This is a genomic window from Streptomyces kaniharaensis (genome assembly GCF_009569385.1).
Lineage (GTDB): Bacteria > Actinomycetota > Actinomycetes > Streptomycetales > Streptomycetaceae > Kitasatospora > Kitasatospora kaniharaensis.
The window spans coordinates 5,286,062-5,298,066 of the sequence record NZ_WBOF01000001.1; the positions used below are offsets into that span (position 1 = coordinate 5,286,062).

The 12,005-nt window shown below is 74.7% G+C and carries 9 protein-coding genes; 6 read left to right on the forward strand and 3 right to left on the reverse strand.

The window, feature by feature from the left end; translation table 11 throughout:
- Positions 1-27: 27 nt before the first annotated feature.
- The 6 genes from F7Q99_RS23700 to F7Q99_RS23725 all read left to right on the forward strand — a co-directional run bounded on the left by F7Q99_RS23700 (position 28) and on the right by F7Q99_RS23725 (position 8,169).
- The gene (locus F7Q99_RS23700) at positions 28-303 is read left to right on the forward strand and encodes a hypothetical protein (protein WP_326847029.1); all 276 of its coding nucleotides are present in this window, start codon (positions 28-30) and stop codon (positions 301-303) included.
- 38 nt (positions 304-341) lie between these two features.
- Positions 342-716: a TadE/TadG family type IV pilus assembly protein gene (locus F7Q99_RS23705; RefSeq protein ID WP_230210303.1), complete on the forward strand. Its 375-nt coding sequence runs from the start codon at positions 342-344 to the stop codon at positions 714-716.
- Positions 713-1,186, forward strand: a complete 474-nt coding sequence (locus tag F7Q99_RS23710) for a TadE/TadG family type IV pilus assembly protein (RefSeq protein WP_153464575.1) — start codon at positions 713-715, stop codon at positions 1,184-1,186. The genes F7Q99_RS23705 and F7Q99_RS23710 overlap by 4 nt, the downstream gene beginning before the upstream one ends.
- A gap of 176 nt (positions 1,187-1,362) precedes the next feature.
- Positions 1,363-1,848 (forward strand): hypothetical protein, encoded by a 486-nt coding sequence (locus tag F7Q99_RS23715; RefSeq protein ID WP_153464577.1) that lies wholly within the window; start codon positions 1,363-1,365, stop codon positions 1,846-1,848.
- Positions 1,848-5,657, forward strand: coding sequence for a LysM peptidoglycan-binding domain-containing protein (locus F7Q99_RS23720; RefSeq protein ID WP_153464579.1), 3,810 nt, complete (start codon positions 1,848-1,850; stop codon positions 5,655-5,657). Before F7Q99_RS23715 ends, F7Q99_RS23720 begins: the two co-directional genes overlap by 1 nt.
- Before the next feature lie 361 nt (positions 5,658-6,018).
- On the forward strand, positions 6,019-8,169 hold the full coding sequence (locus F7Q99_RS23725) for a hypothetical protein (protein ID WP_153464581.1): 2,151 nt from the start codon (positions 6,019-6,021) through the stop codon (positions 8,167-8,169).
- A gap of 133 nt (positions 8,170-8,302) precedes the next feature.
- Here F7Q99_RS23725 and F7Q99_RS23730 read toward each other — a convergent pair whose 3' ends face one another.
- The 3 genes from F7Q99_RS23730 to F7Q99_RS23740 all read right to left on the reverse strand — a co-directional run bounded on the left by F7Q99_RS23730 (position 8,303) and on the right by F7Q99_RS23740 (position 11,981).
- Positions 8,303-9,673, reverse strand: coding sequence for a S53 family peptidase (locus F7Q99_RS23730; protein WP_153464583.1), 1,371 nt, complete (start codon positions 9,671-9,673; stop codon positions 8,303-8,305).
- Between the two features lie 232 nt (positions 9,674-9,905).
- Entirely contained in the window at positions 9,906-10,664 is a 759-nt protein-coding gene (gene fabG, locus F7Q99_RS23735; protein ID WP_326847030.1) for a 3-oxoacyl-ACP reductase FabG, read from the reverse strand.
- A 117-nt stretch (positions 10,665-10,781) separates the two neighbouring features.
- Entirely contained in the window at positions 10,782-11,981 is a 1,200-nt protein-coding gene (locus tag F7Q99_RS23740) for a thiolase family protein (RefSeq protein ID WP_326847031.1), read from the reverse strand.
- Positions 11,982-12,005: the final 24 nt, after the last annotated feature.

The window sequence follows — 12,005 nt, forward strand, 5'->3', positions numbered from 1 at the left end:
GGACCGAGCACGCGACTGACCGCACGCGTGGCCGCACGACTCACGTACCTGGCAGGCCTGTGGCTCAGGCCGGTGCTCCTGCCGGTCCAGTTCGCCCTGCTGCTCTTCACCTTCCGGCTCGGCCGGCTGCGTGCCGCCCGGGCCCGTGGTGACCGCGGCGCGATCAGCATCGAACTCGCCCTGGCCATCATCGCGCTGGTGGTCGTCGCCGGGGCCGTCGCGGCCTCGCTGGTGATCCTGCAGAAGAAGGTCTCGACCAAGGTCGAGCAGGACCCGAAGTACCCGGGCAGTGCGGCAACCTGATGAGACGTCATGTTCGTCGCGGTGGCGACCGGGGAGCGATGAGCCTGAGCCTGGCCGTCGTCTTCCCGGTCGTCCTGCTGCTCCTGCTGCTGGTCGTCCAGGCCTCGCTCTGGTGGTACGCGCGGCAGGTCGCGCTCACCGCCGCCCGCGAGGGCGTGGAGGCGGGCCGGACGCAGGGGAACGCGGCCGACGCCGTGAAGGACGCCGCGGCGCAGCGGCAGGCGGAGGACTTCCTGCACCGGCAGGGCAGCGGCTCGTACCAGGTGAGCACCGACGGCAGCACGCCGGAACTGGTGCGGGTCACGGTCCGGCTGACCCCGACGCTGCTGGTTCCCGGGCTGTCGGCGCCGAGGATCACGCAGTTCGCCGAGGCGCCGCGCGAGCGCTTCGTCCCGCCGGCGGCGGCGCCGTGACCGGGCGCGGCTTCCGGCGCGGGCGCGGGCCTGCGTTCCGGTTCCGGCGGCGCCCGGACGGCGGCGGGGTGGCCGTGGAGGCGGCGATCGTCGCCCCGTACGTGGTCGGGCTGGTGCTGATCGCCATCGCCGCCGGGCGCCTGCAGACCACGTCCGGCACGGTCGAGGCGGCGGCCCGCTCCGCCGCCCGGACGGCGTCGATGGGGCGCAGTTTCGACGGGATGGAGGAGCCGGCCCGGAAGACGGTCGAGCGGTCGCTGAAGCAGCAGGGCGTGTACTGCCGGGACCTGGCCGTCGAGGTCACCCCGGGGGAGCTGCAACTGCCGGGCGGCGCGGTCGCGACCGTCAGGGTCCGGGTGGTGTGCGAGGTCGGGTTGGGTGATCTGCTCGGCTGGCTGGAGGGGGTGCCCGTGACGAAGACCCTGGCCGGGGAGTTCACCTCGGTGGTGGACCGTTACCGGGGCACGTGACAGGACGGCGTGACAGGACAGGAGGAGGCGGTGACCGGACCGGATCGGGGGATTGGGGACGGCCCGCGCGGGGGAGACGCAAGCGGAGAGCGCTCGGGTGACGACGGAACGAGGCCGAGCGGCGCCCCGCGGGGGCCTGGGGCGGCCGGGGTGCGGTAGCGGGAGGGGGTCTGAAGATGCGTGCAGGTCTGGTCAGCCGGCTGGAGGGCCGGCGTTCGAGGCTCCGGCGCCCGCTAGGACGTCCGCGGCGCTCGGACCGTGGTGCCGTCTCCCTCTTCGTGGCGATCTGCGCGGTCCACCTCGTGTTCGTGATCGCCATCGTCGTCGACGTCGGTGGCCGGCTGCGGGTCGCCGAACGCACCGACGCCTACGCCCAGGAGGCCGCCCGGGTCGGCGGCCAGCAGCTCGACCAGGCCGCCGTCCTCCAGGGGAAGGGCGTCAAGGTCAAGCAGGAGTACGTCGAGCAGGCCGCCAACGCCTACCTCGGGCTGTACGGCCTCAAGGCCGCCCGGGTCGACTTCTCCGCGGACGGCACGGTCGTCACCGTCACGGTGCAGAGCGACTTCCGGCCCGTGCTGCTGGGCAAGTTGGGAGAGCGGAAGGTAATGGGCAAGGGCAGTGCCACCCTCGTCCACGGAGTCGAGAAAGCGGAGACCGACTGATGGCCGCGCCACGCGTCAAGGACCAGGCCCGACCTGCCCCGGATCAGGCTCGAACCGCCCAGGCCCGAACGCCCAAGGGGCATAGGAGAGTTCCGGCGGCGCCGGCCCGGACCGCCGGCGGCCGGGGCCGCACCGGTGCCGTGATCACCGCGCTCGCCGCGCTGGTCACCCTGGCCGCCCTTCTGCTGGGCCTGCCCGCGCTGCTGCTGTACGGCACCCAGGCGGTCGCCGCGATGGGTGACGTCGCGCCGGACGGCATCGGGCAGGCGCTCACCAGTCCGGACGACGGTCGGCTGTTCCTCTGGCTGCTGGTGGTCGTCGGCTGGCTCGCGTGGGCCTGTTTCGCGTTCTCCGTCCTGCTGGAGATCCCCGCCCAGTTGCGCGGGCGGATCGCCCGCCGGATCCCCGCCTTCGGCTGGAGCCAGCGGCTCGCGGCCGGGCTGGTCGGCTCCGTGCTGGCCCTGTTGCCGGTGGCCGGGTCCGCCTTCGCGGCCGTCCCCGAACGGCCCCAGACCGCCACCGCCCCGGCCCGGTTGAGCGCCGGCGCGCAGCGGGCCGCACTCCCCGCGGCGCAGGCCGCTCCCGTCCTGACGCCCGCCGCCGACCCGCACCCCACCTACACCGTGCGGGACACCAGGCCCGCCGACAGCCTGTGGTCCATCGCCGAGCGGCAACTGGGCTCCGGAGAGCGTTGGGTGGAGATCGCCAAGCTCAACGACGGCCGGGTGATGGACGGTTCGGGCATCCGCTTCGACGCCGACCGGCCGATCCAGCCCGGGTGGGAACTGCTCATGCCGGGCGACGCGAAGCCGGACGAGGCCAAGGCCCCGGCTCCCGCTCCCGCCCAGGCGCCGACGCCGCGGTCCGGGACGGACGGGTCGGGTGCGGCTGGCGGGGCCGGGTCCGGGCACGCGACCGTGACCGTCAAGGAGGGGGACAGCCTGTCCGCCATCGCCCAGCGGGAGTTGGGCGACGCCGACGCGTGGCCGAAGCTGTTCGAGGCCAACAAGGGCGCCCAGGCGCCGGACGGCGAACGGCTGACCGACCCGGACGAGCTGGTGCCGGGGATGGTGCTCGCGGTGCCGGGGGCGGCTGCGCCTGCTCCCACGCCCGCGCCTGCCCCCGCCCCTGCTCCGGCACAGCCGACCCCAGCGCCGTCCACACCCGCCACCCAGCCGCCCGCCACCCAGGCTCCGGCCACCCAGGCTCCGGCTCCCGCGCCGACCAACGCCACCCCGGCACCCGCGCACGCGCCGGACAACGCGCCCGCCCCCGCCGCGCACGCCGACGCGGCCCACGGCGGCGACTACACCGTGGCCCTCGCCGCCTCCACCGTCGGCGTGCTGCTCGCGGCGATCATGGTCGGCACCGTCGCCCACAAGCGCGGCACCCAGCTGCGCGCCCGCCGTCCCCGGCACCGCATCACCATGCCCACCCCCGAGGCCTCGTCCTTCGAGAACGAGCTCCGCGCCCGCCGGGACGACGCCGGCCTCGACCTGCTCGACCGCGCCCTGCGCACCATGGCCCGCAACACCGTCCGCGGCGGCAAGCGCCTGCCCGCCATCGTCGCCGCCCGGATCACCCCCGGCCACACCGTCGAACTGCACCTCTCCGGCCCGGCCACGCCGATCGCGCCGTTCCGTGCCGCCCACGCCCCCGACGTGTGGTGGTGCAGCGCGGACGCCGGCGACCTGCTGAACGCCGCCCAGGCCCGCCGGACCGCCGCGCCCTACCCCGCCCTGGTCACCCTCGGCACCTCGCCCGACGGCTCGGTCGTCCTCGCCGATCTGGAGACCGTCCGGCTGCTCCACCTCTCCGGCCACCCCGACGACGCCCGCGACGTCCTGCGCACCCTCGCCATCGAGCTCGCCCACAGCCCGCTCGCCGACCGGCTCCACCTCCACCTGGTCGACCTGGCCGAGGAGGTGCCGATCAGCGGCCCTGCCGCCGAACGCGTCCACCGCCACGCCACCCTGGAGGCGGCGCTCGCCGCCCTCGGCCCGCGCACCGCCAAGGCCCGCGCCACCCTGGTGGCCGCCGACGCCACCAGCCCGCGCGACGCCCGCAGCCGCGGCCGGGCCGACGAGTCCTGGACCCCGGAGATCGTGCTCTGCGCCCAGCAGCCCGGCGGCGGCATCCCCGCCGAACTCGGCCGCCTGCTCGACGCCCGCCCGCGCACCTGCGTCGCCGTCGTCACCCGGGCGCCCGAGCGCGGCACCGGCCCGATCGCCCGCTGGACCCTGCCCGCCACCGGCCAGGCCACCATCCCCGGCCTGCACCTGACCGTCGAGCTCCAGCGACTGACCGGACAGCAGTACGACCGGCTGGCCGAACTGCTCCGGGCCGCCGACGACACCACCCAGCACCCGGCCCCGGCCTGGACGCTGGACGGTCCCGGGCTCGACCCCGCACCGGACTCCGACGCCGACACGAACGCGGACAGCGACTCCGACACCGCCGAACTGCCCGCCGCCGTACCGGTGCTGGCCATCGTGGGCGGCCCGGCGCAGGCCGGTGCCGGCGGCGCCGACCCGGCGGCCGGACCGCGCTTGCTCACCCGGGTCATCGGCACCGGCGCCAGCCCGTTCGCGGGCACCGACCCGGCCGCGCCGACCGCCGGCCACGGCCGCCATGCCGTCAACGGGCAGGGCCGGCAGGCGGTCGGCGCCGAGGCCGGGCCGGCCGCCGACGAGAACACCCGGGACCTGCGACTGCCGGCCGAGGCCGAGGCGTCGGGGGAGGCCGTGCTCCCGGTGGAGCCGGTCGTGCCGCAACCGGCCGCCGAGCCCGCGCCGACCCACGACCCCGCCCCCGCGTCCACGGGTACCGACCCGCGCGTCCCGTCCCGTCCGGAGCCGGAGCCGGAGCCGGAGCAGGAGCCGGAGCCGGAGCCGGTGCCGGTGCCCGTGTCCGTTGCCGATCCCACGCCCGAGCCCGGACCGGCCGCCACGGCCGCCACCGCCCCCGCCGCCCGCGTCGCCACCTCCGGCCGCAGCGACTGCGACGACCTCCTCGCCATCCTCCGCTCGCCGGAGGCGCACACCGCCCGCAACGCCCCCCGGATCCGCCTGCTCGGCCCGGTCGACGTGGCCGGCACCCTCGGCACCGCCGACGCCTCCGCCCTGCCCCGTCTCACGGAGCTCGCCGTCTACCTCGCGCTGCGACCCGGTGCGGACCACCACGCCCTCGACCACGACCTCCACCCGGGCGCCGCCCACCTCGACCCGCACCCGACCGCGGCCGACGCGAAGAGCCCGCTCCCCGGCAAGGTCGCCGACCTGGCCGCCTGGTTCGGCACCACCCCCGAGGGCCGCGCCTTCCTCGCCACCGACAATCCCGACGGCTACTCCTTCGCCCCGGCCGTCACGTGCGACTGGGACGAGTTCCGCAGCCTCTACCGGCGCGGCATGCGCAGCACCAGCGCGACCGCCGACGCCGCGCTCGCCCACGCGCTCGCCCTGGTCCGCGGCGCCCCCTTCGCCGAGGCCCCGCCCGCCTCCTACGGCTGGGCCGAGGCCGAACGCCAGGACATGATCGCCGCGATCGTCGACACCGCCCACGAACTCGCCGCCCGCCGCCTCCAGTACGGGGACCACCGCTGCGCCGAGGCGGCCGTCTTCCGCGGCCTCGCCGTCGCCCCCGACGTCGAACTCCTGCACCGCGACCTCTTCTACGCCTACGCCTCCGCCGGCGCCCGCGACCAACTCCTGCGCGCCGTCAACCGCCTCGACGCCCTCAGCCGCCGTACCGGCCGCGAGCTCGACGCCGACACCGTCGCCCTCCTGCGCGACCTCCTGGCCGGCTCCTGACCCGGCCGCGCCCGCCCCCTCCGGCGCTTGCCGGAGGGGGCGTCACGCGCTGGCCGTCCGAGCACAGTTCGATCACCGGTCGGCCGGAAAGCTTCACACGTCGGGGGAGTGTCGTGGCTGGGTGTTCCGAACGTCATCCAACGACCGTTCCCCGACGGGAAGTTGACGGAGGCTGCGGCGGCTCGGCCGTCGGCCGGGGCGTCGAACGCGCCGATGGACGCGCCGATCGGCCACCCGGCCTGGCTCGGGCGTGCCGGGATCTCGTAGGGTGGCGCGAACGGGAGTGGTGCCGGATACCGGACACCGCGCAGCAAGGGCATCAGACGCCGCACGAGCGGCGGGGTGGGGCGGTGACCAGAAGATGGCGGAGACGACAGCTGTCCCCGGCGGCCCCGATCCGGCAGCGGACGCGGGACCCCGGGACGCCGTACCGCCGTCCCCTCGCGTCCCGGCCGACGAGCACCCGCCCGGTCCGGCCGCCCTGTACGAGCCCCCGGCCGCCCCGCCGGCTCCGGCGCCGGATCGGCCGCCCGTGCAGCCGCCGGCCGCGCCGACCGGATGGACCCTCACCGGCATGCCCGCCGTCGGCGCGCCGATCCCCGGGCCGACCCCTGCGCCGGCCTCGGGTCCGGGCTCGGCCACCGCGACGCCGCTGCCCTTCGCCGTGCCAGGCGTCGGCGGGCTGGGGACGGCGCCGCGCGGGCGGATCCTGGTCGTCGAGGGCGGCTACGGCAACGCCGGCCGCCGCACCTGGGGCCGCGGTGGACCCGCCCAGGCGCCCGTGCTGTCCGCGATGCTCGCCGCCGTCTCGCCGCAGGTGCTGCTGGCCGCCGACGCGGTCGACGCCGTCCACCTGCCCGGCGCGAGCGACCCGCAGACCGTCCTCGCCCACCTGCGTGCCGCCGCCCGCCACCCGGGCCCGCTGCTCGTCCACCTCGGCGGCCACCTGCTCGCGGACAAGCGCGGCGGCCAACTCCACCTGACCCTGCGCGACTCCAAGCCCGGCAGCATCCGGCAGGACGGCCTGCCCTGGCAGGCGGTCGCCGCCGAGCTGAGCCACCGTCCGGCCGACTGGCAGACCCTCGTCATCGCCGACCTGAGCGCCGACCCGAGCGCCTTGCCGCAGCTCCAGGGCGCGGCCTCGCCGCTCACCGACGGGATCCCGCTCTGGGCCGTGGTCAGCCCGGACCCGGAGCAGATCGGCACCTTCACCCGCGCGCTCATCGAGGCCCTGCACGGCGGACGCCCCGGCGCCGGCGACGTCCTCGCGCCCGAGCAACTGCACCAGCAGGTGTACTCGGTGCTGCGCCCGGACGTCGTCATCGTGGCCACGCACGCCCCCGACCGCCCGGTCTTCCGCAACACCGCCCGCCGCGCCGACAGCCCGGTGGCGTCGGACGCCGTCCCGGTGGACCTCGCCCGCCCGGCAGCGGTCATGCCGCAGCCGACGGAACCGCGCGACGCCCTGGTGGAGCCGCCCGCGCCGACGGAGGCCCCGGTACCCGAGGCTCCGGTATCCGAGGCTCCGGCGCCTGAGGCCCAGGCACTGTCGGCTGCCATGGTGAGCCTGATCAAGCCCGGTGTGCCGCCCACTCCGCTGCCACCCGCTCATCCGGTCAGCCTGCTGAAGCAACTGCCGGATGCTTCCTCGGGCGTGACGCTCCGCAAGCCCGCTCCGGCGGACGCCCCCGAGGAGGGTAACCCGCAGTCGGGCGTGACCTTGGCGAAGCCCGCGCCGCCAGTCGCTGCACCGGTCGCTGCGCCGGTCGTGGACGAGCTGGAGGAACTCCTGGAGGCCGTCTCGGCCCAGGAGGCGGCCGAGGATCCCCACGACGCCGCCCTGCCGCAGACGACCGACGAGGCCGAGGACGCCCTCGCGGCCGCGGAGATGACGATTGACGAGCCCGAGGACGACTTCCCGGCCGTGGAGGTGACGGCCGACGAGCCGCAGGAAGCCGCCGCGGAGGAGGTGGCGGTAGAACCGGACGAGGCCGCAGCGGAAGACGAGGCCCCTGCAGACGCACCCGCGCCGACCCCGGCGCCCGCCGCCCCGCAGCCGCGTGCCGACTACCGCGAGACCCTGGGCCGGATCGTCCGCAGCGCCGACGCCGGCGACCACGCCGCCGCGACCGACCTCGCCTTCGCCCTCGAACTGGAGGCGATCGCCGAGCACGGTGCCGTGTCCGAGCCGGTCCTCCAGGTGCGCCAGGTCCGGGCCCACGTGTGCCGCCTGGCCGGCAAGCCGGCCCTGGCCGCGGACATCTACCGTGAGGTGGCCCTGACCCTGCTCCGCTCGCAGGGCGCGGACCACCCCGAGACCCAGCAGGCGGCCACCAACGCCGAGGCCTGCTGGCGCGCGATCCCGGACCGCGCGGAGGCCATCCGGATCGCCCCGGAGATCATCGAGCTCCGCGCCTACCTCCCGGGCCCGGACGGCCGCAAGCTCCGCGCCGCCGAGCGCTACCTCGCCCAGCTGGCCGCCGCGGCGGTTCCCGTCGCGGGGAACAAGTAACAGAAGACAGATGACAGCGAACAGATAACAGATTTCGAAATCTGTCATCTGTTCGCTGTCATCTGTCACCCGCTACCGGTCACGCCCACCGGGCGGGACGCCGGCCGCCGCCGACCTCCCGCCCGGCCGGTGCTCAGCGTCCCGCGATGGCGTGGACGAACTTCGCGCCGTCGATCGTCCCGAGGCCGCTGGCGAGGTCGTAGCCCTCACCGGCCTTGTAGCCGTTGACGTTGTTCCAGGAGTTGTCGCCCTCCTTGACGTCCACGATGCCGCTCCAGTCGCTCGGGAGCAGGTTGAGGCCGTAGAGGCGCCAGTTCAGCTGGCCGAGGCGGTGGCCGGCGAGCTGGTCGGCGAGGGCGACGACGCCGGAGAACAGCGGGGTGGCCTCGCTGGTGCCGCCGGTGAGGTGCCAGCCGACCGCGGTCGGGTCGTACGACTCGTACGTCCAGGCGGCGCCGTCGACGGCCGCGCTCATGCTGATGTCGGGCGTGCCGCGGTGGTTGCCGGTGACGTCGGCGACGCCGGCCTGGTACCACGGGCGCTCGAAGATGCCGGAGACACCGCCGCCGCCGGCGCCGGACTTGTCGTGCCACACCTTGTCGGGCGCGGTGCGCTTGCCGTTGTCGTCCAGCGTGAGCTGGGTGCCGCCGATGGAGGTGACCAGCGGGTCGGAGGACGGCCACGAGTTGACCTTGTACGGGTACAGGTCGGTGCCGTTGAGCTGGGAGTCGGTGACGCCGTTGTCACCGGAGGCGGCGAGCACGGTGACGTTCCGGTCGGCGGCGGCCTTGAACGCGTAGCGCAGGTCGGTCAGCGACTTGAAGTCGCCCTTGTCGTAGCCCGGGAAGGTGTTCTCGGTGGCGCCGAAGCTCTGCGAGATGACGTCCGCACGGCCGGCCTTGATGAGGGCCTTCTCGGCGTCCATCATCTCGGGAAGGCCGGTGGTGCCCTCGGTCTCGGCGACGCCGGTCTCGACCAGGACGATGTGCGCGTCGGGGGCGATCGCGTGGGCGTACTCGACGTCCAGGGTGGTCTCGCCGGCCCAGCCGGTGTGGTCGGGGTTCTTGGGGTCGAAGACGGGGACGTTGCCCCACTTGACCACCTCGACCTGGGTGTCCGGGATGCCCCACTGCTTGTCGAAGACCTCCAGGTCGTGCTGGATGGTCGGGGAGCCGAAGGAGTCGACGATGACGATCGTGCGGCCCTTGCCGGTGATGCCCTGCTGGTACAGCGGGTTCAGGTTGTAGGCGGTCCGGTACTGCAGCGGCGAGTAGCAGTGGATGCCGATCTGGCTGACGCACTGGGTGGTGGACAGCGGGGCGACGCGGCCTTCGGCGTTGTGGTGCCCGGCGGAGGCGGGCCGGACGTGCACGCCGGCCAGGTTGTGCGAGGGAGCGGCGGTGGTGGCGCCGACCGCAGGTACGGAGATGGTGCCGGCCGTGAGGGCGGTGGCCCCTACGGCGAGCAGAGCCAGGGCGCGGCGAAGGGTAGCGGGGCTGCCCATGGGACTCCTTGGGGGACGCAGGGCCCGACCTTGGTCCGGTCGGGGCGGTCCGGCCATCCCATCGATAGCCGCATGATCATGCCATAGTCATTTGGTGGGGTAGTCCGATCATCGGCATGGTCATGCTCGGCCACGCGAAAAGGTAAAGGCCGTCCCAGGTGAAAGTAACCGCACACCCGGGACGGCCATGTGATGACACGTCAGTAATATTCCACTGGATCCGGCAGGCCGGTCAGCGCGCCCCGCCGTTGACGTACAGCGTCTGTCCGCTGACGTACGAGGCGTCCTCGCTGGCCAGGAACGCGACCACGGAGGCGATCTCCTCCGGCTGCCCGACCCGCCGCAGCGGCGTCCGGGCTGCGACCTCCGTCTGGTGGTCCTCGGCCGTGCTGCCGACCCGCTCGGCGGTGGCGGCGGTCATCGCGGTGGCGATGTAGCCGGGGGCGACGGCGTTGACGTTGATGTTGAACGGGCCCAGCTCGATCGCCAGGGTGGCGGTCAGCCCCTGGATGCCGGCCTTGGCGGCGGCGTAGTTGGCCTGGCCCCGGTTGCCGAGTGCCGAGCGCGAGCTGAGCGAGACGATCTTCCCGTACTTCTGCGCGACCATGTACTTCTGCGCCACGTGGCTGCAGTTGTAGGCGCTGGTCAGATTGACCGTCAGCACCGCGTCCCAGTCGGCCTTGGGCATCTTGAAGAACAGGTTGTCCCGGGTGATCCCGGCGTTGTTGACCAGGATGTGCACCCCGCCGAGGTCGGCCGCGACCTGGGCGAACACCGACTCGACGGCGTCGTAGTCGGCCACGTCGCAGCCGTACGCCCGCGCGGTGCCGCCCTTGGCGGTGATCTCGGCGACCGTCCCGGCCGCACGGTCGGCGGTGAGGTCGACGACGGCGACCGTCGCGCCCTCCTCCGCCAGCCGGCGGGCGGTGGCCGCGCCGATGCCCTGGGCCGCGCCGGTGACGACGGCGACCTTGCCTGCGAAACGCGTCACTTCAACTCCTCGGAGGATGGTTGCAGAGGATGGATGGCGGATGACAGATAACAGATGACAGATTTCGTCATCTGCTATCTGTCATCTGTTCTCTGTCGTGTGTCGGCTCGTCCGCCGTCAGGCGTTCTCGACGAGGACGGCGGTGCCCTGACCGACGCCCACGCACATGGTGGCGAGCCCGCGCCGGGCGCCGGTGCGATGCATCCGGTGCAGGAGGGTGGTGAGGATGCGGGCGCCGGAGCCGCCCAGCGGGTGGCCGAGGGCGATCGCGCCGCCGCTGGGGTTGACCACCTCGTCGGCCTGCTCCGGGCTGAACCCGATCCCGTCGGCGGAGGCCAGCGCCTGGGCGGCGAACGCCTCGTTGAGCTCGGCGCTGTCGAGGTCGGCGAGCGACCAGCCCGCCCGGCCGAGCACCTTCTGCGTAGCCGGCACCGGGCCGATGCCCATGACGTCCGGATGCACCCCGGCCGAGGCGCCGGCGACGTACCGGCCGAGCGGCTCCAGCCCGAGGTCGCGCAGCGCCTCCTCGCTGACCAGGACCAGCCCGGCCGCGCCGTCGTTCATCGGCGAGGCGTTCCCGGCGGTGACGGTGCCGTCGGGGCGGAACGCGGGCTTGAGACGGGCGAGCTTCTCCAGACTGGTGTCCTCGCGGATGCCTTCGTCCTGACCGACCGTCACCCCGTCGGGCCGCTCGACCGGGATCAGCTCGGCGTCGAAGTGGCCGTCCTTGCGCGCGGCGGCGGCCCGCTGGTGGCTGCGCAGCGCGAAGGCGTCCTGGCGCTCGCGGCCGATGCCGTATCGGCTCGCCACCTCCTCGGCGGTCTCGCCCATGCTGAGCACGCCGTGCAGTTCGGGCATGCGCGGGTTGGTGAGCCGCCAGCCGAGCCGGGTGTCGTAGGTCTCGATCCGGTGCGGCAGCGCCTCGTCGGGACGCGGGAGGACGAAGGGCGCGCGGGTCATCGACTCGCAGCCGCCGGCCAGGACCACGTCGGCCTCGCCGGAGCCGATCGCCCGCGCGGCGAGCGTGACGGCCTCCAGGCCCGAGGCGCAGAGCCGGTTGACGGTGGCTCCGGGGACGGTCTCCGGCAGACCGGCCAGGAGGACGGCCATCCGGGCGGCGTTGCGGTTGTCCTCGCCGGCCTGGTTGGCGGCGCCCCAGTAGACGTCGTCGATCCGGGCCGGGTCGAGGGCGGGCAGGTCGGCGAGCAGGGCGCGCAGCACGGTGGCCGAGAGGTCGTCCGGGCGGATCGTGGCGAGCGCTCCGCGCAGCCGGCCGATGGGTGTACGGCGGGCGGCGGCGAAGTAGACAGGACGCACGTCGTCGGGCTCCTTATCCGAGGT